At 50.2% G+C, this 24015-nt stretch carries 17 protein-coding genes; 6 read left to right on the top strand and 11 right to left on the bottom strand.

Translation table 11 applies throughout. The features are described 5' to 3' along the window. Positions 1 to 71 precede the first annotated feature (71 nt). The 10 genes from F456_RS0113760 to F456_RS0113710 form a co-directional block, all read right to left on the bottom strand. The gene (locus F456_RS0113760; protein WP_018977626.1) at positions 72 to 752 is read right to left on the bottom strand and encodes a YdcF family protein; all 681 of its coding nucleotides are present in this window, start codon (positions 750 to 752) and stop codon (positions 72 to 74) included. A 51-nt stretch (positions 753 to 803) separates the two neighbouring features. Beyond that, a complete protein-coding gene (locus tag F456_RS0113755) occupies positions 804 to 1355 on the bottom strand; it encodes a ribonuclease FAU-1 family protein (RefSeq protein WP_018977625.1) in 552 nt (183 codons plus the stop codon). 239 nt (positions 1356 to 1594) lie between these two features. Further along, positions 1595 to 4387: a transglycosylase domain-containing protein gene (locus tag F456_RS0113745; RefSeq protein WP_018977624.1), complete on the bottom strand. Its 2793-nt coding sequence runs from the start codon at positions 4385 to 4387 to the stop codon at positions 1595 to 1597. Positions 4388 to 4627: 240 nt separating this feature from the next. Then, positions 4628 to 4873 carry an RNA chaperone Hfq gene (gene hfq / locus F456_RS0113740; protein ID WP_018977623.1) on the bottom strand — a complete coding sequence of 82 codons (246 nt, stop codon included), beginning with the start codon at positions 4871 to 4873 and terminating at the stop codon, positions 4628 to 4630. A 23-nt stretch (positions 4874 to 4896) separates the two neighbouring features. Next, positions 4897 to 5862 carry a tRNA (adenosine(37)-N6)-dimethylallyltransferase MiaA gene (gene miaA / locus F456_RS0113735; RefSeq protein WP_026293882.1) on the bottom strand — a complete coding sequence of 322 codons (966 nt, stop codon included), beginning with the start codon at positions 5860 to 5862 and terminating at the stop codon, positions 4897 to 4899. A gap of 130 nt (positions 5863 to 5992) precedes the next feature. Beyond that, entirely contained in the window at positions 5993 to 6772 is a 780-nt protein-coding gene (locus tag F456_RS0113730; protein ID WP_018977621.1) for a class I SAM-dependent methyltransferase, read from the bottom strand. A 732-nt stretch (positions 6773 to 7504) separates the two neighbouring features. Continuing rightward, positions 7505 to 9853 (bottom strand): DNA mismatch repair endonuclease MutL, encoded by a 2349-nt coding sequence (gene mutL, locus F456_RS0113725; protein ID WP_018977620.1) that lies wholly within the window; start codon positions 9851 to 9853, stop codon positions 7505 to 7507. 150 nt (positions 9854 to 10003) lie between these two features. Further along, positions 10004 to 13033 (bottom strand): DNA mismatch repair protein MutS, encoded by a 3030-nt coding sequence (gene mutS / locus F456_RS0113720; protein ID WP_018977619.1) that lies wholly within the window; start codon positions 13031 to 13033, stop codon positions 10004 to 10006. A 508-nt stretch (positions 13034 to 13541) separates the two neighbouring features. After that, complete coding sequence (locus tag F456_RS0113715) at positions 13542 to 14495, bottom strand: aromatic acid exporter family protein (RefSeq protein WP_040925258.1); 954 nt, start codon at positions 14493 to 14495, stop codon at positions 13542 to 13544. Between the two features lie 149 nt (positions 14496 to 14644). Next, positions 14645 to 16168, bottom strand: a complete 1524-nt coding sequence (locus F456_RS0113710; protein ID WP_018977617.1) for a carboxypeptidase M32 — start codon at positions 16166 to 16168, stop codon at positions 14645 to 14647. Positions 16169 to 16326: 158 nt separating this feature from the next. On the opposite strand from F456_RS0113710, the gene F456_RS0113705 reads away from it, so the two are divergent. The 4 genes from F456_RS0113705 to F456_RS0113685 all read left to right on the top strand — a co-directional run bounded on the left by F456_RS0113705 (position 16327) and on the right by F456_RS0113685 (position 19612). Continuing rightward, on the top strand, positions 16327 to 16683 hold the full coding sequence (locus tag F456_RS0113705) for an iron-sulfur cluster biosynthesis family protein (RefSeq protein WP_018977616.1): 357 nt from the start codon (positions 16327 to 16329) through the stop codon (positions 16681 to 16683). Positions 16684 to 16786: 103 nt separating this feature from the next. Further along, complete coding sequence (locus F456_RS0113700; protein ID WP_018977615.1) at positions 16787 to 17359, top strand: beta-class carbonic anhydrase; 573 nt, start codon at positions 16787 to 16789, stop codon at positions 17357 to 17359. Positions 17360 to 17603: 244 nt separating this feature from the next. After that, positions 17604 to 18029 (top strand): MarR family winged helix-turn-helix transcriptional regulator, encoded by a 426-nt coding sequence (locus tag F456_RS0113695; RefSeq protein ID WP_018977614.1) that lies wholly within the window; start codon positions 17604 to 17606, stop codon positions 18027 to 18029. Between the two features lie 461 nt (positions 18030 to 18490). Continuing rightward, positions 18491 to 19612, top strand: coding sequence for an NtaA/DmoA family FMN-dependent monooxygenase (locus F456_RS0113685; RefSeq protein ID WP_018977613.1), 1122 nt, complete (start codon positions 18491 to 18493; stop codon positions 19610 to 19612). Positions 19613 to 20523: 911 nt separating this feature from the next. Here F456_RS0113685 and F456_RS0113680 read toward each other — a convergent pair. After that, entirely contained in the window at positions 20524 to 21951 is a 1428-nt protein-coding gene (locus F456_RS0113680; RefSeq protein ID WP_425314182.1) for a pectate lyase family protein, read from the bottom strand. 911 nt (positions 21952 to 22862) lie between these two features. Between F456_RS0113680 and F456_RS0113675 the strand changes: the two genes are divergently transcribed. Both F456_RS0113675 and F456_RS0113670 read left to right on the top strand, forming a co-directional pair. Beyond that, a complete protein-coding gene (locus F456_RS0113675; protein ID WP_018977611.1) occupies positions 22863 to 23402 on the top strand; it encodes a PadR family transcriptional regulator in 540 nt (179 codons plus the stop codon). A 154-nt stretch (positions 23403 to 23556) separates the two neighbouring features. Further along, entirely contained in the window at positions 23557 to 24015 is a 459-nt protein-coding gene (locus F456_RS0113670; protein WP_018977610.1) for a hypothetical protein, read from the top strand.

The raw sequence follows: 24015 nt of genomic DNA, 5'->3' as shown, positions 1-24015 counted from the left end.
TGGGATTTTTCATGCTTATAAACCGAAGCTTCGGCAGCATTTTGAAAAACCCGGCTTCCCATTATCCCCGATTATTTGCCGTCTGGCAATGTCATCTTGGTGAACAGCCATTTGGTAAAAGCAAGCGTTTCTCGCCCGCGTGTCTGCCAAAGGTTGAGCTCTCTCGTAGGGGTAACGATAAACTGTGGATCTTCATAATGCAAAAATTCCGCAATGTCCCGTGCTCTTGCACCATGAAATTGATGGGTAACGATTGTCGCCGTCTGCATCCCGTATTCTTCCATGATCCTCCGGCTAAACAGCAGGTTTTCATATGTGCTTGTTGCTTCGTTTTCCAGCAAAATGTGTTCTTTCGGAATGCCGAGTTTTTGCAAATATTCAGCCATGCCTTCCGCTTCGGTGAGTTTCATTTCTGGACTATCGAGTCCGCCGCTGACAACAAGCATCGGATATTCACCACTCCTATAGCCCGCATAAACGGCATCCAAACGCTCTTTTAGAGCAGGGCTTGGCTTATTGTTCCAGAGCCGGGCGCCCAGTACGATTGCCACATCCGTCTTGTGCTCCTGCGCCAGCGACGTTCCTTGTCCGATACGAATTTGGATATAGAGCACCCATGCTGCAAAGAGAATCAGCCCAAGCAACAATGTGACAAAAAGACGCTTTTTCCAACGATCGCTTTTACTGCGCCGGATCGGCATACGTACCGGTCCGGCGCCAAGAAACGCGTCCGCCCGCTTTTTATGGAGCACTTTCCAACTTCCCCTTTCACTTCCATCGTTCCTTTACATCCGCCTGCGTACTCAGACCTTGAGCGCCGAGGCCGGGAACAGTCTTCTGCGATGCTCGATTGAAAGCCGGAAATACGGAAAAGCATGGGCATCGATCATTCGCAGCAAACCGTGCGCCGTTCTCGTAGCCAACGCATAGTCCGCTTCCGTAATGACTCCGCGCCGCAATGCGTCATCCAACTCGTCTTCATCAAGCAAGAAGACCGTTCCATCGCCCAATACGACGATATCCAGATACAGATCGTCAAACCAGGGTACCCCTTGATCCGTTACGCCCTGCGATTTGCAGATATCGATATACCACTCCACGACTTCCCTTTTTTCATTAAACATAGTCGTGACGATGAAATGGGCATCCTTGGGAAAATACTGCAGCCAAGAATAACCTTTGTCGGCCACACAAAACGTGAGTCCTCCATACGTTTTCATCAGCGGTTCCTTCAGCTTGAGCATGTTGTACAAGGTTACGTAGCCTGTAAAACGGCGGCTGTCGATATACCGGCACAAAAATCTCCGGTCGGTTACGCGCCGCCAGTTGGCTCTGTCAGCAAATTTACGTTTCATAGGGAACCGACCCTTTCCATTCTCCATTTGAATCAAGCTTATCACATTCTCGGGCCACTTCACAAAAGAACTGGCTTGCTCATGCCTTACATTACCCGTTTTGAGCGAAAATATGGCAAAAAAGCTTCGGAAAGCCGTTTCCGGCTTCCGAAGCTTGATTGATTTTATCGACAGTAGTTCTTTAACTGCATATGCAGACCAACACTGTATACTGCTTTATACTGTAATTTCGTTGAAAATTACGGCTGGGTAGACGTTCCGTCCGGATTTACCGCGGCACCGTCCTCGGCAGTTGGATCGGTCGTCTGAACGCTTGGATCCGATGACGAATCCGGCACAGGCTCTGGCTGCGTCTGATCCGCCGGTGCGTCTGGAACAACAGTGCCGGGTACAGAAGTTTCTCCTTCTGCGGGAGCTTCAGTACCCGAATCCGGATTCTCTCCGCCGGTCGAATCGCCGCCGCTATTGCCATTGCCATTACCGTTATTACCATTGCCGTTGCCGTTGCCGTTGCCGTTGCCATTATTGCCATTGCCGTTGTTACCATTTCCGTTATTACCATTTCCGTTATTGCCATTGCCTTGACTCCCGTTTGCGTCTCCGTTTTGCCCGCTGTTATCTACCGGCGGTGTTACCGGTTCTTCATCCGGGACTTCAGCAGGTTCTTCAGGTTCTTCTTCCGAAGGAACGGTTTCTTCCGGCAAATCCTCTTCCAGATTATCATCTGCAGGTACAGTCAGGCTGACCGTGTTTGAAGCAGCAGACTCGACGATCGGCTCTTCACCAGCCCGATAAGCCGTTACCGCATAACTGTACGTCAGTCCCGACAGGGCGCTTGGATCCGTAACCGATGCTGATGACAAACCTTCCGTCAATAGAGAAGGTTGAGCTTCGGACGATTCCTGACGGTAAAGGCGGTAACGAACATTCGGCCCATCTACCGGCTGCCAGGACAATGCGACTCTCTCGCCGGCCACATCGTAGGAAGCGACCAGCCCTGTCGGTGCTCCCACCGGTTCCGTTTGTACCGGTTCTACAGGTTCCGGAGCCTCTACCGGCTCTGAAGCCGGAGCATCCGGTGCTTTAAAGTCGGTAACTGGAACGCCTTCGAGCGCTTCTTTCATTACGCGTGCAAACATGGTGGCAGCCAAGCCGCTGCTGTTCTTAAGCATGTGTGTGCTATCAGGCTTGTCATAGCCCATCCATACAGCTCCCGTCCATTCGGGAGTATAGCCTACAAACCAGACGTCCCGGTTTGAGCTATTGCCTTCAATTCCGCTCTGCGTTGTACCGGTCTTGCCGGCCAGCGGACGTCCGATATCGGCTTTGCGACCTGTACCATCGCTGACAACACTCTTCATCATGGTTGTCATATCGTAAGCTGTCTGAGGGCTCATAACCTGCTTCCTATTGTCGATTCGACTGTAAATCTCAACTTCATTGGAATCCTTGATCGACTTGATTGCATATGCGCTGATAAATTCCCCTCCATTAGCGAAGGAATTGTAAGCTTGAGCCATCTCCAGTGTATTGGTTCCCTTCTGAAGACCTCCAAGCGCAAGAGCCAGATTGCGATCTTCTTCGGTTAATGGAATGCCGAGAGATTTGGCAAACTGATATCCGGTTTCAATCCCAATCTGATTAAGCAGCCATACGGCCGGGATATTCATCGACTCCGACAAAGCGTCTTTCATCGAAACGCTTTGGCTGTAGCCGTGCAAGTTCTTCGGGCTGTAGTTCCCAAAGCTCTGCTGCTCGTTGCTGAGTTGAGAGTTTGTAGTAAATTGACCCGTTTCAAGCGCCGGCGCATAAGAGGCGATCGGCTTGAAAGCCGAACCCGGCTGCCTGCGGCTGTTAACCGCCCGGTTAAAGTCGCCTTTATGATAATTCCGAGCTCCCAGCATAGCTACAATACTACCATTCTGGTTATTTGTAATGGTCATCGAAGCCTGTACTGGCTGGTCATCGGGACTTTGTTCGAACAGCGAATCGTCCTTGAACGCTTCTTCCAGCGTCTGCTGGGCTTTGGCGTCCATCGACGTATAAATTTTGTAACCACCGCGGTTAAGGTCATCTTCAGTTAACGCAGTCGCATCTTCGGCTTCCTGCAGCACGTAATCGATGAACGCCCGATAATGAGTTTCCTTCGTTTCCGGCGGTGTATAGCTGTAATCCACTTCCTTCGCTTTGTCACGCTCTGCCTCCGTAATATATCCCTGCTCATACATCAGCTGGAGTACAACAGCACGGCGTTCCTTCGACTTATCCGGATTTGCGATCGGATTATATCGTGTTGGCGCCTTCGGCATCGCCGCAAGCGTCGCGATTTCCCACAGCTCCAGCTTATTCAGATCACTTTTACCAAAGTAACGCTCGGAAGCAGCCTTGATCCCGTAATACTGACCGCCGAACGAAATCCGATTAAGATACATGGCGAGAATTTCATCTTTGGAATACTGCCGTTCCAATGCGAGTGCAATTGACACTTCCGTCGCTTTGCGGAAAAACGTTTTGTCTGCAGACAGGAAAATGTTTTTTGCGAGCTGCTGGGTAATCGTACTTCCGCCTTCGACGGCGGAACGTGCAATAATATCCCGTACTGCTGCCCGACCAATCGATCTTAAATCGACGCCGGAATGTTCAAAGAAGCGTTTATCTTCAGTTGCTACAAAAGCATCTTTAACAAGTTCCGGAATATCCTGTGCTTCTACAGATTCACCACGCTGGATCTTGATTTCGCCAATCTGTACACCTGTACGGTCATAGATGACTGTCGGCGCTTTGATATCGATCTTATCTTTATTTTCTGCAAGAATTCTTTCACCGTTTACCGTGACGATCAAGTAGCCGCCAAGTGCACACAATACTGCAAATGCAGCTGTAAAAAATAACGTCCAAAAAACGCGTTTACCTGTGATTTTCTTCTTTTTGGAAGAAGCTTTCTTCTTTGCCGGAGGCTTTTTACCGCCGCCGTTACCTCCGCCGCTTGCTCCGCTTGTCCGATTGGAGCGGCTCAGTTGTGGATTAGGCATAGTATTTGATGACACCCCTTTTGCTTTCTTTGCAGCCGTAAGCTCTATATCTGGCTGTTTCAACTAACGAAAAGAACAACCCGTAAAGGTTGCTCTCATCGTAAACTATTGATTTAGACGTTACTTTACACGAAAAGTTTCAAAAAAGGCTATTACAGGTTTGTCATCCCTTTGTTAACGTTGGAGACATAAAAAATCAAAAAGAGTAAAGCATGCGACACCGTATGCAGCGCCTACCTATTACTGCTCTCCTAATGTGCTTTCCTGCTGAGTCAGGGATACGTTACGCTGCGGCATAAAGGTAGAAATGGCGTGTTTGTACACCATTTGCTGACGTCCATCGCTGTCGATCACAATTGTGAAGTTGTCAAACGCCTTAATCGTGCCCCGAATTTGAAAACCGTTGGTCAGATAAACCGTTGCAGGGATATTCTCTTTGCGCAGTTGGTTCAGGAACGTGTCTTGAATATTAATGGATTTGTTCATAACCGGTACCCCCAATTGTCATTTTACTGTCGTTTTTGTTCAAAATCGGAGCTAAACCTTCCCGTAATTATACCATGAACCTTCTCGTAAATTGCAGAAAAGTTTTCCGGTTCGGAAACGTCCACCCATTGGATGTCGTGCATGTGACGGAACCAGGAAAGCTGCCGCTTGGCGAAATGCCGAGTGTCCCGCTTCAATCGGTACACCGCTTCTTCGAGCGTCGTCGATCCGTTCAGATACGGCCAGATTTCTTTGTAGCCGAGACCCTGCATGGAAACCATATCCGGCGTGTATCCGCGGTCCTGCAAAGCCCTTACTTCTTCAATCAATCCTTGTTCCATCATTTGGTCGATTCGCTCTTCAATACGGTTATATAGCATTTGACGGTCCATTGTCAAACCGATCAGACATAGGTCGTAAGGTGTGGTCTTTTTTTGTCCCGCAAGTCGCTCCGACAGCGTTTCTCCCGTCAGCTTATAAATTTCCAAAGCTCTTATGACGCGGCGGGTATCGTTAGGATGGAGACGTGCAGCCGACTCCGGATCAATCTCCCGCAGCCTGTCGTGCAGCGCTTCCGTGCCATAAGTTTCCGCAAATTGAGCTTGTTCACGTCGAAACTCCTCGTCCGCTCCGCTTTCCGCAAACTCATAGCGATAGCAGAACGATTCGATATACAGTCCTGTTCCTCCCACAATAAACGGCACATTGCCGCGAGCCGTAATCTCCGGAATCAGGGCATCACAACGTTCCTGGAACTCCGAAACGGAAAAAGGGTCGTCAGGATCATGAATATCGATCAGATGATGCGGCACACCTTCCATCTCCGCTTCCGAAATTTTGGCCGTGCCGACATCCATGCCCCGATATACCTGCATGGAGTCGCCCGAGATGATCTCGCAGGAGAAAGCTTTGGCTATTTCAATGCTGAGCCTGGTCTTGCCTACCGCAGTTGGACCGATCAGAACGAGAAGTTTGGGCTTGGAAGACAAAGAAGAGGAAGAAACACCACTGGATGCGGTTTCCTCAGACTCTTTATGCCCGTCAACTGCTGCATCGACTCCGGAGACTGCTGCCAACTCGGCGCACTCACCTTCTGGTCCGATTATTTTTTTGGGATTGTCAGTCAATTCGAATCACTCCGTACGTAATTTTGGCGTGGTTTCGGCCGTCCGGCACAAAGCCTAGGCGTTCCATTTCCCCGCTGCTTTTTTTCTCTTTCAATACAACTGTCTTGCGAGCGACACGTACCGCTTCTCGAATCGATTCCTCGCTTAGAGCCCGAGCGTCGGCAAAAGTACGCAGCGGCGAGATCGCCGACGAATCGTAAGCCGGCTTACGGAACATTGGGTCGAAATAGACGATATCGAAGCTATTGTCCGGCAGCGACTTCAAGTACTCCAAATGATCCGTATTCACAACCTCGATACGCCGCATAGCCTCGGTAACAGAAGATTTCTCAACTTCGTAACTGGACAGCCCTTCCCGCAGCAGAACCGAAAGCTGAGGCGAAGCCTCCAATGCACGCACAAGACCGGAAGGACCGACACGGACTGCAAAAACGAGCGAGTCGGTACCCAGTCCTGCCGTACAGTCAAGTACGGAATCCCCTTGTTCTGCCCGAGAAGCGTCGATCATTGGATCGGGCTCGCCCTTAAGCAGGCGCTTGGCCCGAACATAACCCATGCTCGGATGGTATTCCAGCACAGGCTGATCTTCCCGGAACAGCCTGACCTTGCCTTGTGTGACAATCAAAACAGCATCAGCGCCGTATTTCGAAAATAATTTGGGAATCGATGTCCGTCCGCGCGTTACAATCCGAATTCCTGCCTGCTCAGCGATCTTTCGCGCCCGCTGCAGTTCAGCTTCGGCCGGCGAATCGCCGGTAGTTACAATCATCATAGGTCGTTCTCCTTTGGTCATGCTTATGCCGCATTCGTATACAGTCTGCGGCGCGGTGTTATTTGCATTTGAAAATTATTCAGACAGATCTACGCTGCCCAAATGACAAAGCAAGCGTCGCCGGAAATCCATCTGCGGCGTCTGCTTTGTCATTTCAGCAACGTAGCTGCGGCGGATGCCGCAGCTAGAGTTAGTATTAAGCAGGTTAAGCTGTCGTAGCGATGATGCGAAACTGTCCCGGTTGAAGTCGCTTAAGGATTGGGGCACTTATTCGATGAAGCAGAACCTTCCCCCAATTGATTAGATCGCTCTTAGGTGCGCGAACGGCTTTCCGCAAGCGGCCGTTCAAGGAAGATTAAAGTCGCTTAAGGATTGGGACGCTTGTTCAATGAAGCAGAACCTTCCCCCAATTGATTAGATCGCTCTCAGGTGCGCGAACGGCTTTCCGCAAGCGGCCGTTCAAGGAAGATTAAAGTCGCTTAAGGATTGGGGCGCTTGTTCAATGAAGCAGAACCTTCCCCCAATTGATTAGATCGCTCTCAGGTGCGCGAACGGCTTTCCGCAAGCGGCCGTTCAAGGAAGATTAAAGTCGCTTAAGGATTGGGGCGCTTATTCGATGAAGCAGAACCTTCCCCCAGTTGATTAGATCGCTCTCAGGTCATTTTCGAAACAAGTTAAAGCGTCTTGTTTCGAAAATTTAATTAAAGTCGCTTAAGGATTGGGGGAAGGTTTTTACATCACTCTTTTAAACAATTTCTCCAAATCATAAGAAGAAAAAGATACGACAATTGGTCTGCCATGAGGGCAAGTATAAGGCTGTTTGCACTCCCCCAACCGTTCGATCAACGTCTGGGCCTGGACGTCGCTAAGACGTTGATTGGCCTTGATCGAAGCTTTGCAGGAGCAGAGCGTGGACGCTTTCTCACGCAGTTTGGCCAGATCGATCGCACGCTCGCTCAGCACCCACTCGGCCATCTCTTCGATAATGGACTGCTCTTCGCCGGGCGGGAACCAATGCGGGTAGGCAGTGACGCGGAACGTTTGGCCTCCAAAAGGCTCCATATATACGCCCGCCTGCTCGAACCAGCCGATTCGATCGCGGATTTTGGCGCTCTCCGCCGACGTAAACTCAAGTGTGATCGGCAGCAGCAGCTCTTGTGAAGCCGATTCCGGCTGACCGAATTTCTCGTAATAATATTCGTAATTGATTCGCTCATGCGCAGCATGCTGATCAATCAGATACAATCCTTGATCGTTCTGAGCGATCAGATAGGTCCCGTGATGCTGGCCGATCAGCGTCATTTCTGGAAAAGCAGGGCGTTTGGGCACTTCACCCCGGCTGTAAAGCTCAGCCGCGCGTGCCAATGCAGCGTTCTGTCCCGACTGAGCCGGCTGCCGAGCGCCGGGATTACCGGACGAGGACGCCCGGCCGGCACCGCCGGACGCTTTGCGTCCTCCGGTGTAGCCCATGCCGTGGCCCGGCTCCCGCACTTGCTGCGGGAGCGGATCGCGCACGCCGCCGGCGGCCGGGTAGGACGCGGACGCCTTCAAGGCGTCCGGCACTTCCGCACCGCCTGCGGCGGAGCCGCGCCGTTCGGCGGCCTGCGAAGCGGCCGCTGGCGGATTCGCCGCCGCTCCATCGGCGGCGGCAGCCTCAGGGCGTGCTGCGTTCTGCGCGCCCGAAGCCCCTGCCGCGCCAGGCAAGGCGCGGCTCTGCTCTTGGCCGGCCGCCTCGGCAGGGCGGCCGTACTCTCCGGCGCGCCCTGCCCAAGGCGCGGCAGCTTCAGAGCCCGGCTGCCCGGCGCCGGGCAGTAATTCGGCACCACGATTACCGGTGCCTGCAGTTCCACTGCTCGGCACTTGCGAACCGGCCTCACCGGTACCTGCACTTCCAGCGTTTGGTCCTTCTGCACCTGCATTGCCGGAGCTTACACCGCCCAGCGTCTCATTTCCGCCGGACGGCGCCTCTTTATCCTGCGGCTGAGCTGCCGCAAGCTCTTCAATCAGCGCTTCCCGTTTCGGAAAGTGGAATTGTTCCTGAACCATGGTATTGCTCTTACCAACACGCTGATTGACGGCTTTGGGAATTAGCACTTCGCGGGACAATGCAGCCCGAATCATTTCTTCCACAAATGCCGTCAGTTCAGCTTCTTTGCTGAAGCGAACTTCCAGTTTTGCCGGGTGCACGTTTACGTCGACAAGCGACGGATGCATAGCCAGACTCAGCACAACCAACGGATAACGGCCGACAGGCAGCAGTGTGTGATAAGCACGCATAATGGCTTGATTCAGCACATGACTGCGTATAAAGCGGCCATTAACTACCGTCGTAATCGCACTTCGATTGGAGCGGGTAAAGTCCGGAAGACTGACGAATCCTCCGACTGCAAAGTCCAAGCCTTCACTTTGCAGCGGAATCATCGCTTTGGCACTCGTTGTCCCGTACACGGCGGCAATAACCTGAAGCAGATCCCCTCCGCCAAGCGTTTGCAGCAGAGAATTGCCGTTATGCCGCAGTGTAAAAGCGATCTCCGGATGAGATAGCGCCATTCGGTACATATAGTCGGAAATATGGCCCAACTCAGTCTGTACCGTTTTCATATATTTCAGCCGGGCCGGTGTATTGTAAAAGAGCTCACGAACACGGAAATCTGTTCCCCGGGAAGCCGGAGCATCCTCGTTTGTCTTGAGTGTACCGCCTTCAATGACGAGCCTACGGCCCGCTCCATCGTCGTCGCAGGCTGTCAGCACTTCGACTTTGGAGACCGAAGCGATACTCGGCAGCGCCTCACCGCGGAAGCCGAGGCTCGTAATCTGGAACAAATCCCGGCCTCCCGATATTTTGCTCGTTGCATGTCGGTAAAAAGCCGTCTCGCAGTCTTCCGGATCGATGCCCGATCCGTTGTCCGTTACACGAATCGAAGACAAACCGCCTTCTTCGATCCATACGTCGACCTTTGCCGCCCCGGCGTCGATAGCATTTTCAACCAACTCCTTGACGACCGAAGCGGGCCGCTCCACAACTTCGCCGGCCGCAATCTGGTTGGCAACGTGTTCGTCCAGTACCTTAATTTTGGCCATACCGGTTCCCCTTTCTTAAAACATAGTGTAAGAAACGAACGAAAACTTATTATATAGGCCCAGCGCCTGCTTCATTTCTTCATAACTCATTGATTAGCTTGTTTACTTCATTCATCCAATACTTCACCCAAAAATCGCTCTGCTCACCGTCTACAGCCGCTGAGCTTCCAACTTAAGCTCATTCAGAATCTGCATCGCCTGCAGCGGCGTCATATTCATCACATCGACTTCTCGCACGCGCTGCAGCATCTTTTTAACTTTCACATCTTCTTTGGATGGCGTATGGGCAGGCTGTGAAGTTCGGCCCGACTGCTCCTCGTCTCCAAAGATCGACAGCTGTACGACTTCTCTGGAAGAAGACTGTCCTCCGGCTGATACTCCAGTTTCTCTTTCCTCCAGTACCGCAGAAGTCAATGGACCGCTGCCTTCTGTCTGAAAGCCTCCTTTTGTCTGGGCGCCATCTTCTTTCTGAACGCCAGCTTCCCCATCCGTCGACATCGATCCTGAAGACGTCCCCGTCTCGAATATCGCACGCTCACGTACTTCGCTCGGTTGACGCTCTGCTCCCAGCGATCGATCGGAATAAACATGTCCGACCTCGCTTGTATCTTTGCTTGTATCTTGACTTTCATTTTCCCGACGCTTCACATTGACTTGCGTTTCTGCTCTGTCTTTCGCTTCTGCTGCGCCTTCCCTTCCAGGCAGTCGGGTATCGATCTGCTCGACTGCGTTCGCAGCAGAATTTTTCGCCGCTTCCGCTCCGCCTGCACTGCCGACGGCCACTCCCGCTGCTGCCTGTTCAAATCCCTGCAGCAGACCGTAAGCCCGGTCGATAATGCTGCCAGGAAGACCAGCCAAACGGGCACAGTAAATTCCGTAGCTGGTGCTGGCCGCTCCGGCAACCAATTTGCGCAGGAATGTAACTTTATCGCCGCTCTCGCGCACCGCCATACAGTAGTTTCGCAGACGCGGCAGGCTTTCCTCAAGATGAGCAAGCTCGTGGAAGTGAGTCGATACGAGAGCTTTGCAGCCAATCGATTCGTGGACGTGCTCGATCACCGCCTGGGCAATCGCCATGCCTTCGCTCGTCGAAGTTCCCCGGCCCAGCTCGTCGATAATAATTAGACTGTCTTTCGTCGCCTGCTGGGTCATGACCTGAATATCGGCCATTTCGACCATGAACGTACTTTGGCCGCCGACCAGGTCATCCGCTGCTCCGATCCGGGTAAAGATCCGGTCCAGCATCGGAACGCTCGCCCGATCCGCCGGCACAAAGCAGCCGATCTGCGCCATGATCGAAATCAAGGCCACTTGGCGCATATAAGTACTTTTCCCCGCCATGTTCGGGCCGGTAATCAGCATAATGTTTGCGCCTTCGCGAGCCAAATCCGTTGCATTGGCGACGAAAGATCCGCCTTCCATGACCGCTTCGACGACCGGATGACGGCCATTGTCGACGGTCAGATCATAGCCGTCGTGCAGCTGTGGACGCACAAACGCTTTTTCCGCACTCGCTTCGGCAAACGCTTGATACACATCGATCTCCGCTACACGCTCGGCCAGCGATTTAAGGCGCGGAATCCGCTCCGCGACTTTTTCTCGCAGTTCCAGAAATAGCCCGTACTCCAGATCAGCCATTTTCTCTTCGGCTTCAAGAATAAGCGATTCTTTTTCCTTCAGCTCCGGCGTAATATAACGTTCGGCGTTGGCAAGCGTCTGTTTGCGTTCGTAACGTCCTTCCGGCAGCTGATTCAGATTAGCTCTCGTCACTTCAATATAGTAACCGAACACCTTGTTATAGCCGACTTTCAATGAACGGATACCGGTTACCCGGCGTTCCTCGGCCTCCAGCTCGGCAATCCAGCGTTTACCATTGACGCTTGCTTCGCGCAGCTGGTCGAGATGTTCATGGTATCCTTTGCGAATCAGACCGCCGTCGCGGACCGATACCGGCGGTTCGTCGGTAACTGCCGCAGCGATCGCTTCGGCAAGATCGGCGCATTCGTCCATCCGGTTTGCCGTTGCAGCCAGCGTCTGGGAACCGGAATTCAGACAGATCTCTTTCAGTCCCGGAATTTGCACGAGTGAATCTCGCAGCGCTACCATGTCGCGTCCATTGGCACTGCCGAACGCTACGCGTCCGACAAGACGTTCAAGATCGTAGATTTCTTTCAGTGCTTCCTGCACGTCGCCGCGCAGAATCAAGTTGCGGTGCAGATGTTCCACCGCTTCCAAGCGTTCCTCGATCGCACCGCGTTGAAGCAGTGGTTTGTCGATCCAGCGGCGAAGCGTACGCGCGCCCATCGACGTCTTCGTGCGATCGAGCAGCCAGAGCAGCGAGCCCTTTTTCGATCGCTCCCGTACGGTCTCCGTCAGTTCCAGATTCCGCCGGGTAAACGAATCGAGAATCATATAATGATTCGGCTCGTACACCGAAATTTTTGTCAATTGGCCGAGCGCTCTCTTCTGCGTCTCCGCCAAATAGGCGAACAGACGGGCTACACACAGACGGCGTTCATCGTCCAGACGAGCCCAGACCGCTTCACCGAACTGCTCACGTGCACCGTCTTCCTTGGATTTTTCCCATGGCGTGCAGACGAGCCGGCGTTCCATTGGCGCCACCTGCGACTCCAACAGACCGAGCAGCCGGCTGTCGCCGATCGCTTCCGACGGCTGGTACACGGCAACTTCGCCTTTTATCCACTCCGCGTTGTCCGGTGCCGAAGTGACATGCAGATCGCCCGTGGACAAGTCACAGGCCGCAATCGCCGTCATGCCGTTCGAGCTTGTCACGCAGACAAGATAGTTGTTCGACTTTTCGCCGAGCGCCCGACTTTCCATCAGCGTACCTGGCGTTACAACACGAATGATTTCGCGGCGTACGACTCCTTTGGCTGTTGCCGGATCCTCAACCTGCTCGCAGATCGCAACTTTATATCCTTTTTCGATCAGACGCTGCACATAACCTTCCGCCGCATGATACGGCACGCCGCACATGGGCGCCCGTTCTTCCATGCCGGCATTGCGCCCGGTCAATGTAATTTCAAGTTCTCGCGAAGCCGTCAGGGCATCGTCGAAAAAAATTTCATAAAAGTCTCCCAGACGGAAAAAGAGGATCGCATCCTTCGCTTCTTCCTTGATCTTGAGATACTGTTCCATCATCGGCGTTAACTTGGCCATGATTCCCCTCCATCTACCTGCCTTCTTTTCTCCCTACGATTATAACAGAATTCCGGTAAAAAGCGTTTATATACGAACATTTGTTCAGGTTTATTTCCAGAACTATTTTTGTCAGCCCTCTGAACAAATATGCAAAAATCGGCTTCGCCGGCTTCCATGATACAAAAGTTAAATTTAAGCCGTTCATTGCAGATATGCAAATGTGTAACTTCTTTCGTCTGTTCTCATCAAAAAAGAGGCCGGTATCTTCACCGTCCTCTTTTCCGGCATCGCATCAGACAAATCTGTGACACAGAAAGTTACAGCAGGATCTAAAATTTTTCGTAACCGTTCTTCGTAACAGTTCTTTGTAACAGTTTTTCGTAACAGTTCTTTGAAAGCCTACAGGAAAGCATCCTATGTTGACACTCGTTTCAAAAAGCGGCAGCTTTCTCATCAAAATCCGATCTTTTTTCGATTCTCCATCTGCTGAAATAAAATTAAATACACCTGTCAAAGCTTTTTCGTTTCATGTTACATGCGGCGCTTTGTCCTTCTTCGACAGCACCAGATAGCGGCTCAACTCTCGGCACAGCTGCAGAATTGCCGAACGGACTTCGAATTCTTCCCGGGTTTCAGGCAGACTCATTTCCTTAAACCGTTCTTCCAACTCGCGCAGCATTTCTTCCGCCTTGCCCATATAGTGCTCCCGCTTCACATCCTGCTCCAACTGATCGAACAGTTCTGCGGTAAGCTCGGCTTGAGGAATTTGCCGATACACCTGTGAGACGAGCAGTGCCATCGACTGGATTGACTCCAGCTGCTGCTTGCGCATGTAGAAGTAAGCACTCCAAAATTCGTCGGATTTCAACACTTGATTTTCTCTGGAGCGTCTTGCCAATTCCAAACCTTCTTCCACTTTCCGATCCGCTTCGATCAGCTCGCCGCCATCCCACATATAATCCGGATTGCGCAGCGTCTTAGCAAATTGGGCAAAAATGCGCGAAAAATACCGATCCGCTTCACTGCGGATATTCGACAGCTTCTCCTCCGGATTCGGCATATAGATCAAGTTGACCAGCATTGCCGAGCCGAGTCCGATTACAAGCAGCTGCAGCTCCGTCCACAGTACCGGCCAGGTAATTTCTCCTGCATTGAAGACGTGAAAAACGACAACCGCATTGGTTACGATTCCGCCTTTAAATGTTGCTCTGACAATCAAGGGGAAAGCAATCAAAATGTACAGTGGAATGACCCAATAATGGAAGCCGAGCGTCCCGAACAATACGCAGGCGACGACCAAGCCGACAATCGAAGCAAAAAAGCGGTCCACGACCGTTTTGACACTCCTCTTAATGGTCGTATCCAGCCCCAGAATGGCCAGCAGCCCTGCCGATGTTGCAGACGGTATGCCGACAAGGTGCGCGATCATAATTGCGGCAAAAGCCGCAGCCGCCGTTTTGATGACGCGAAAACCAAACATGCGTGCCACCGAATCCTTTCCCTCTTTTTCAGAAACGTTCAATGCACTTTCAATTCCCCATAACTTTTACAAACCTGCTCGGAGACAAAAATCCTGCCGGTTCACTGGGAACCGACAGGATCTGTACCTACTCCAAATAAAGCAGGTCTTCACAATTTGAGATTATACAGGCTTGAGTACTTCTGTTCCAGATAATCTGCCAGATAGTCTGGATTCAACGGTTCTCCAGTTACATCCAAGATGATTTCGGAAGGATTTTTCGACTTACCGAAACGGTAAACTTTCTCAGTCAGCCATTCTTTGATCGGCAGCAGATTACCCTGTTCGATCAGCTCGTCGAAATTCGTCATTTCTTTGCGCAGCGTATGCATCATCTGCGCCGCGTACATATTGCCCAGCGAGTACGAAGCGAAATAGCCGAACGAACCGCCCGACCAGTGCACGTCCTGCAGCACACCTTGAGCATTGTTCGGAGGCGTGATTCCCAGATAATCTTGATATTTTTCATTCCAGACTTCCGGCAGTTTCTTCACGTCGAGATCTTCATTAAACAGCATTTTCTCAATCTCGTAGCGAATGATGATATGCAAGTTGTAGGTCAGCTCATCGGCCTCAATACGAATCAGAGAGTTTTCTACCCGATTTGCCGCAAAATGGAACTGTTCCGGCGTCACGCCGATCAGTTGATCCGGGAACTGCCGCTGCAGTTCACCGAAGTACTTCTGCCAGAAAGGCAGGCTGCGCCCGATCATGTTTTCCCAGAAGCGCGACTGCGATTCATGGATGCCCATTGACGTTCCCTGTGCGAGCGGCGTGCCGGTCAGCTTGGGGTCAATATTCTGCTCATACAGCGCATGACCGCCTTCATGCAGCGAACTGAATGCCGCGCTCAGCAGATCGTTCTCATGGTAATGGGTCGTGATGCGCACATCGCCCGGATTAAGCCCTGTCGCGAATGGATGTACCGCTTCGTCCAGACGGCCGGCGTCGAAGTCATAGCCCATCTCTTTCAAAATAAAATGGCTGAACGCCTCCTGCCCTTCCTTCGGATACGTTTTGTTTAGGAACGGCAGCTCCGGCTTAATATCCGATGCCGCGATCGCTTCCGCCAGTGGGACAAGACGCTTTTTGAGTCGGTCGAATACTTCGTCCAGACGCTCTACCGTCATATCCGGTTCATACATGTCGAGCAGCGTATCATACGGCGTATGTTTTGTTCCCCAGTATCCGATAAACTTGCGCAGCGTACCGACGATTTCGGTCAAATAAGGCTCAAACGAATCGAAATCCCCACTTTCCTTGGCGTCTTCCCATTTTGTTTCCGACTTGGAAGTCAGAATCGTATACGCTTTGAATTCGCTTTCTGGAATTTTGCGGCTCTGATCGTATTCTTTTTTAACCGTTTCCACAAGCCGACGATCAACGTCATCAAGCTGTGACAGACTCTCTTCCTGCGTCAGCAGATCGAGATATGTACCCATTTCATTCGACGTTTGCAGCTTGAACGCTTCCGTCGACAGCAGTCCGATTGTTTCCGCCCGCGTTTCTGCTCCCTTACGAGGGGCGCCGGTGCGAAGATCCCAATACATTAAGCCGACGGCTTCATTGTAACTTCCGATCTTTGCCACCAATTCACGAAATTCATTCCATTTTTCCTGCAGCTGCTGTTCCATCCGAAAACTTCACCCCGTTTGTTTAATAATTTCTTAAATTTGGGAAAAAGAATAGCCTAATTCATCATTCACCTCTTGATCATACTTTTTGGAGAGCCTATAATCAATATTAGAAAAAGGTTTTGCGAAATATAATTTTTTAAAAGGAGTCTTGTCCCATGTCATTGACCTTGAGAGTATCTGCCGATGCAAAAAACCTGCTTGAACAGAAATTCGACGGTCGTCCGGGTTATATTCGCCTTGCTTACGACAATGAAGGCTGCGGCTGTTCACTGAGCGGCGCCATTGCGCTCTGGCTTGTCGATCAACCGGGAGCAGCAGACTTGAACATTTCTTCCGAAAGCGGACTTCCCTTGATTGTAGATCGGAACGATGCCATTTACTTCGATCAAAATCTGTCCCTTACGATCAGCGGCTTTGACAAATCGTCGGTCCGCCTTGCCAGCGACGGTCAGTCTTACGGTTCCAGCATCCGTATTGAAGACCGCCGATCAGAAGCAAAAATAGGAATCTGAATCGTTTTCTTTGAACTTCCGAAAAATTTGCTCTTGAATTTTCCCCTGGGCTTTAGGTAAAATTCCTGATAACGCCCAGAGGGCGAAAAAGGAGGAGCGGACTTTGAGTCAGATTACGGATATTTTAAACCACAATAAAGCATTCGTCGAAAATGAGGAATACCAGTCGTTTATCAGCGGCAAGTTTCCAGACAAAAAGGTCGTTGTACTCACATGCATGGATACTCGCCTTACAGAGCTGCTGCCTCGTGCAATGAACCTACGCAATGGCGACGCCAAAATTTTGAAAACGGCGGGAGCTGTTATCTCTTCGCCTTTCGGCAGTATTATGCGCAGCGTTCTGGTTGCGCTGTATGAGCTGCAGGCGGAAGAAGTGATTGTCGTCGGCCATCATGAATGCGGCATGGCTTCGCTTAACGCCGATCGGATTATGGGTAAAATGCGCGACCGCGGCATTTCGGAAGAAGTTCTCTCGACACTTGATCATGCTGGCGTACAGCTTGGTCAGTGGTTCAAAGGTGTGGAGAACGAGACCGAAGGCGTTATGCACAGTGTGAATATGATTGCCAACCATCCTCTGATGCCGCCAGGCGTACCCGTGCACGGTATGCTGATTGATCCCAAAACCGGAGCCCTGGAACTTATTTCCGACGGTTATGAGCGCTTGAATAACTAAATGTATGCCTTTTTTATATCTCTGTCGATTCAACTATAAACAGACCGAATCGGCAATTCAAAAGCACAGTTTCTTTCGAAACTGTGCTTTTTCCTATGCTTTTAGAACAGGAAATTTTAAAGCGTCCGTAAACGTGTGTTTTTACGTTCGAAATTATTTAGGTGATAGATAAATTGTTGACAGTTGGATACCTGTGCGATATGTTTAGTGTGCTAAATATAATTCGATCAGCGGAGGTCTATCTATGGACAATAAAGTTGATTGTGACATTCGCCAGTCGTTAGATAAAATTTCATCCAAGATGCGTCGGGATTACAGTGAAAGCCTGAGGGAACTCAATCTGTACGTAGGCCAGGATAATTTGCTCTCCCGATTGTGGTCAGGCGATGGAATCACCCAGATGCAGCTGTGCGATCATTTAAAATGTGAACCGCCGACGGTCACCAATATGGTGAGGTCGTTGGAGCAAAATGGTTTCATTTACCGTAAAAAGGATACGCAGGATGCCAGGGTAATGCGCATTTATTTAACCGATAAGGGCAAGGATTTAGAGGAGCCGGTTAGTTTCAAATGGAAGCAGCAGCAAAACAAATTACTGCATTCGATCTCAACGGAAGAACGCTTGATCTTGAGAGATTTGATGCTGCGTTTAGAGAAAAACTTATTTTAAGTTTTCCTCGATAATTTATTTAGTCTACTAAGCAAACACTCTTTTTCTGTCCTTTCGCCTCTGAATAGAAGCTGCGAAAAGGGAGATGGAAAAGAAGATATACGTACCGTCGTTTTATTACTTAGTAGACTAACTTCATTCGGTTGAAAATAAATGCGATACCCCATTTAAGGAGAGGTTCTTTTGAACAGTAAATTAAAATTATCCATATTGGACTACGTTCACATCTTTCAGAACGGCACACCTGCCGAGAGCGTACGCAACACAACCGAAATCGGTTCGTGATCGGAAGCGTTGACGAAGTAGCCGCTCAGTTAAAAGAATTGGCTGAAAAACCCAGGTGGACGAGATCATGCTTGCGGATTTTTATCCGAATCAGGAGACGCGTATAAAAGCTTATTCCTTATTGGCAGAAGCATTCGATTTAAATGAAAAGTAATGTAAAAAGGAGAATGATTGCAATGAAAAAACAGCTTAAAATCGGTGGAAATATAGACGGCGTGGGCTGGAATTACATGGGATGGCGCCATCCCGACATGCCGGCCAACGCGAGTGAGAGCATTGAATACTATGTACAAAAAGCCAAAAGACTGGAAGAAGGAAAATTCGATGTCATCTTTTTGGTCGACGTCAGCCATATCGGGCCGGGCATGATCCCGCATTACCTCAGCATGTTCGAAGGGGTGACTATTCTGTCCGCCTTAAGTATGGTCACCCATTCCATCGGACTGGCTGCGACGATCGCCACTTCCTACGCGGACCCGTTCACGGTTGCCCGCCAGATGGCATCTTTGGATAAAATCAGCAATGGCCGGGCGGCATGGAATGCCATCACTTCGAATCCGGGAGGCTTGGCGAATTACAGCCGTGCCCATCTTTCGCAAGCGGACTTATACCCAATGAAAAAAGAATTTTTGGAGATCGTCGAGGGGCTTTGGGACTCCTACGAGGATGACGCTTTTATACGCGACAAAGCAAGAGGCATCTTCTTAGATCCCGAAAAAATGCATCCGTTAAACTACAGAGGCCAATATTTTTCCGTCGACGGACCTTTGAATATCAGCCGTTCCCGACAGGGAAGACCGGTCATTTTCCAAGCCGGCAACTCTCCGGAATTTATGAACCTTGCCTCGCAGCATGCCGACGCCGCATTTCTCCGGGCCGACAATTTGGAAGACGCAAAATTACGGAGCCGGGAGCTCAAAAGAAGAGTAGAGTCGCAAGGCCGATCGTTTGATGATTTCCTTATCACGATTGCGCATAATCCGATTGTAGGAAGAACGGAAAAAGAAGCGGAAGAGAAGTTTCGGGAATTGCAGTCGCTGATGCCGATCTATCGCATTCCGAAACCGAAACTTTTCGGTTCGGCCGAAAAAGTGGCCGATGAAATTGAGCGATGGTACGAGGCGGGAGCGCTGGATTTGCTGCTGATCCGACAGGAGCATCCTTCCGGATTCGATGATTTCATTGATTTGGTGGTTCCGATTTTACAGGACAAGGAAATTTTCCGCAAAGAATACGAATCCGATACGCTGCGCGGAAATTTGGGTTTACCTTATCCTCACAATCGATATTCGATCTGACCAAGAAACGAAAGAGACTCAATGATACTTTGATTAAACGAAGGAGCGATGTGACCCATGGAAGTGGAGGACGTTATCCTCGCTTGTATAAAAGAACATCCGGGAATGAGAGCAAAAAGGTAGTTTCGTGTTTGCATTCCAAAACAAACGGTTTGACGGTAACCGAAGAAACGAATGTACAAGCTACTATTTTCAAGCAGTTAAGGACTCTGAGAAAAAAGGGGAACCTTTATAACAGAGGCGATCGCTGGTACGTATTGAACGGCAGTTAGTTAGAAGAAAGGTTTATCCATGAATCATGAAAATTAAAACAGACGCAGATACGCCGGAAATGAAAAACAAGCACATAGTTCTGGAGTAGCCCTGACGAACAATTTTCGTGAAATAAGGAGAGTATAAACATGATAAAAAAGAAAAAAGATGCAATTGGCATCACAAATGGTTTCCGGCTACGGAGGTGAATTCAGCGCTTGGAGGATGCCTGGCACTGATCCGGCATCCTATGCTTTTAAACACATAGGAAAGCATTATTCTACCTAAGCTTGCTTCACTTGCAACAAAATTTACATTGAAAGAGATAGAAACAACTCGGTTAAGAGTGCTTGCTCCGCTACATTCGCAAGTCTCGCAGCCTAAAATAACGAAACCCACGCCACTCTTGATCAATGTTGCGCAGCATATGGTTTTCGGGAACAAGATCTTCAATCGAAGAGAGTTCATAAGGTTGTTACTTCTCTCGATTCGGACGCAGCATGAGAACAGCTTCCGTTCGTTACAAGCTGCTTCTACTGCCCAAGATTAACCCTCTGTCGTCACAAACAAATTGAACATAAAGAGGCTGTCGAGAATTTCTCGACAGCCTGGCGCTCTCTCTTTAAGAGAGACCGTTTTTTCTGCAGCTTAGAGTCGCTTTATTTTTCAACTGTCTTCATCCACTCGGCCTTACTTAAGCTCAGTACACCTGCTCCACTGGCAGAGGACAGCTTTTCCTTCAGACCAGACGGATTCTCTACCGTGTAAGAATAGGGAAGCTTGCTGAACCCGTTCCAGGCAAAGGGTTTCACGGCTGCAGGCTTCGGAGCAAGGGGACTTCCTGATGTTTCACTTCCCCCGCGGAAAGTCTGCCCTTTCAGCGTATAGATGGTATCCACGACTTTAATCTTACCGGTGTACTCCGACTTGCTGGCACTCACTTGATTGTTCCGCACGGGTGACAGCACATCGATAATCTGGGAGCCTTCCAGCAGAACTGAACCTCCCTCCGTCGAAATTGCGCCGTTGCTTGTGACGCCAAAATGATATCCTTTGGATTTGATGGCCGATTCTATTTTCGAGGTCAGTCGCTGTTTGGCGGCCAGTGTTCCGCTGGCATCCATGACAATGTTATAGGCATGAACATTACCGCCGCGCAGGCGAGGCATCCGGTCCTGAATGTTCTGATAATAGTTATGGTGCAGGGTAACCTGCAAATTTGCGTTATCAGAGGCAAAATCGGTAGCTCCAATCAGATGACCCTTCTTCTGGCCGGACGCGATCGCAATGATATCCGCTGCACTAAGCCCTAAGCTGCGCAAATAGTCATACATTGGATATTGGGCCCGGCTTTTCTCCATGGCATTGATTTGCTGGGCTACCCAGCCCGTGCTGCTCTGATTGTCTCCCATAAACTTGGACCAGGAAATCGTCACGCCTGTAGAACCTTTCTTCACATCGACGAGACCGTCATAAGCTTTGTGGAAGGTACTGTGGTCAATCCAGACTTTGTGGGAATTCTCAATCGTCAGATAATCCCAGTCATTGCGATCATAATCACCTTTGGTCGCCTCATCCCATTCCCACAGCTCGTCGAACTCTAAGTTGCGGATCACCAAGTTAGAACTGCGTTTAACCGTAATCGTCGCATGCTTAATCTTGGAACCATTCGTCGAGAAAATCGTCAGTCCGTCAAACCCTTCCACGGTTATATTACTTACACCGGACTTCAGAAGCACTGGATGGGTCAACGGGGCATTACTATGCTGAGCGAACGGAGCAGTCTTGGCCGCTGCAGGAATTTCGTTCCAGCCCAGATTCAGATCATTCATGATTTCAATTACCTTAACGCCGGAGCCTTTCTTCAGAGCAGCCGCGAGGTCTGAAGCCGTGTACACTTTGCGGTAAGTCGATGTGTTCTCCGCAATAACGCCACCGCCAGTCACCCCGGCAGCGAAGCCTCCCAGCGCATAAGAGGATGCTCCGTCAACCGACTGAGGTTCGAATACGTTATTTTGTGCTGCGCCTGGTTCGCTTGGCTGCGGGGTTGGCTCAGGAATCGGCGTTGGAGTCGGTTCGGCTACGATAGGATCTGGATCGCTGCCCCCATCCTCCGTTACGACAATATTGTCGAACTGTACAACTGTCTTGTAACCGATCAAGCCAATAGATCCGTTGGTCAAGTCTCCGTCGACTGCGGACAGCTGAAGAACACCATCGACATAGACCTCGATCTTCGAACCGCTGAAGACCAGACCGATTTGGTATGTATGATTCTCCTGTGAGATAAAGTCCTTGGACACCAGCGTAGTTGAAGAACCGTTTACTTTCTTGCGCAGTTCCAGCTTATCTCCTCCGGTCAATGAAGCGGCATAGTAATTATTCCCGTCTTTATAACGTCCCGCGATCATCGCACGATTGGAGCCGTTGAAGTCCAGAACTGTTACATCCCCGTCCACCCGGTAATCGGACCAGCGGTCCTCTCCCGCATAAGCGCGGGCTTCCTTATCCAGGGCGGACTGCTTGTAAGCATGTCCTTCTCCGGCAGAAACAACCGACCAGGTCCCGTATTGGGTTGACCAAGCACTGGCATTGCCCTGCTCGAATGTCTCATTAAAGGCTGCCGCCGCCAGAGACTTCGAGTTCCAAGACAGGCTGCTGCCGGCAACAGCCAAAGTACCAGCCATCACAATTTTAAAAATTTTACTTTTCATTAACCTATAACCTCCAAAATATTCAATTTCGATTGCCCCAAAGAGCCTCCTAGAAAATTATCTCCATTATTTCAATTTTTGTAAATAGGTCGCTTTACATTTTTTTTAATTTCTCGCTTCTTCATCGTCGAACACTTTCATTCTAAATATCCATTAAAGTTATACTTTTCGCACATTTCCTGTTCTTCATCGGTTGCCGCAGGCTCTTTGTATGTTGTACACTTGGTCAGAGAAGAGCTTCTGCCCTGCGGCAGGTGCCTTGAATACAGGGAACGGGTGATTTTATGAATATACTTTCCTACGGTCTGCTTGCTCTGGTCTCGCGCCAAGAAGCTTCGGGCTACGATTTGATGCTCAAGATCCAGCCTTTCTGGCAGGCCAAGCACAGCCAGATTTATCCGCTGCTTGGCAGCATGGAAGAAAAAGGACTGCTTAGTGCCAAATGGATTCAACAGGCGGACAAACCGGATAAAAAATTGTATTCCATTACGCCTGAAGGCACCCAGGCTCTGCATGGGTGGCTGTCGGAACCGACTGCAGCTCCAGTCATGCGCGATGAATTTAATCTCAAATGCTTCTGCATTCACTTGGCCGAACCTTCCGAAGTACGCCGTTTGTTCGCAGAACGTCGGGAGTTTCATATCGAACGCATGAAATATTACAAGGATATTCAGGATGCTATTCCGATGGAACACCGTCATCCTGGCCATATCGGTTTCGAAGATTATATCCTGCTGCAAAAAGCATATATGCGAACTAAGGCAAGTGTGGATTGGATTGATTGGGTCGAACAGGAATACGGACAGTGGACTTCCGAGACCTAAATTTCAATCAAAAAACAACTCTGCAAAAAAAGTTCAAAATATTTCTTAAAAATCGAAACGCCTGCGACATTCCTCCGTATTAGTTCGGAAAGAGGTGAGAATCCAAGATTCTTATCTCTTTACTACCGACCCTATAGGAGGAATTTTACTTATCATGAACAGAAGCAAGAAATTCTTTTCCATCATTTTATCTTTTCTGATTCTTTTCGCAGCTTCGGCAGTTGTGCCGGAACAAGCGGATGCACGCCGCGGCGGCGGCTTCAGCTCGGGACCAAGATCGTACCAGAGCACGCCGAACAAAGCACCGGACAACAGCATTAATTCGGGCACCCGCTCGAATTCCAATACGCAGTCCAATAATAACGGCTACAACCGTTCAAATACGAACAACCGCGGCGGCTTCGGCGGCTCATTCTTCCGCGGCATGTTCTTCGGCGGACTGGCAGGTCTCCTGTTTGGCAGCATGTTCGCCAACATGGGCGCATTCGGCGGACTGCTCGGCCTGCTTGTTAACGTTCTCGTCATTTATGCACTGTTTGTAGTCATTCGTGCAGTCTTCCGCGCCGTTCAAGAAAATCGCCGCCGTTCGCGCGAACGGGAAGGACGTTACTAA

Source organism: Saccharibacillus kuerlensis DSM 22868, from assembly GCF_000378145.1.
Taxonomy (GTDB): domain Bacteria; phylum Bacillota; class Bacilli; order Paenibacillales; family Paenibacillaceae; genus Saccharibacillus; species Saccharibacillus kuerlensis.
This window is presented reverse-complemented; position numbering and strand designations above follow the sequence as displayed.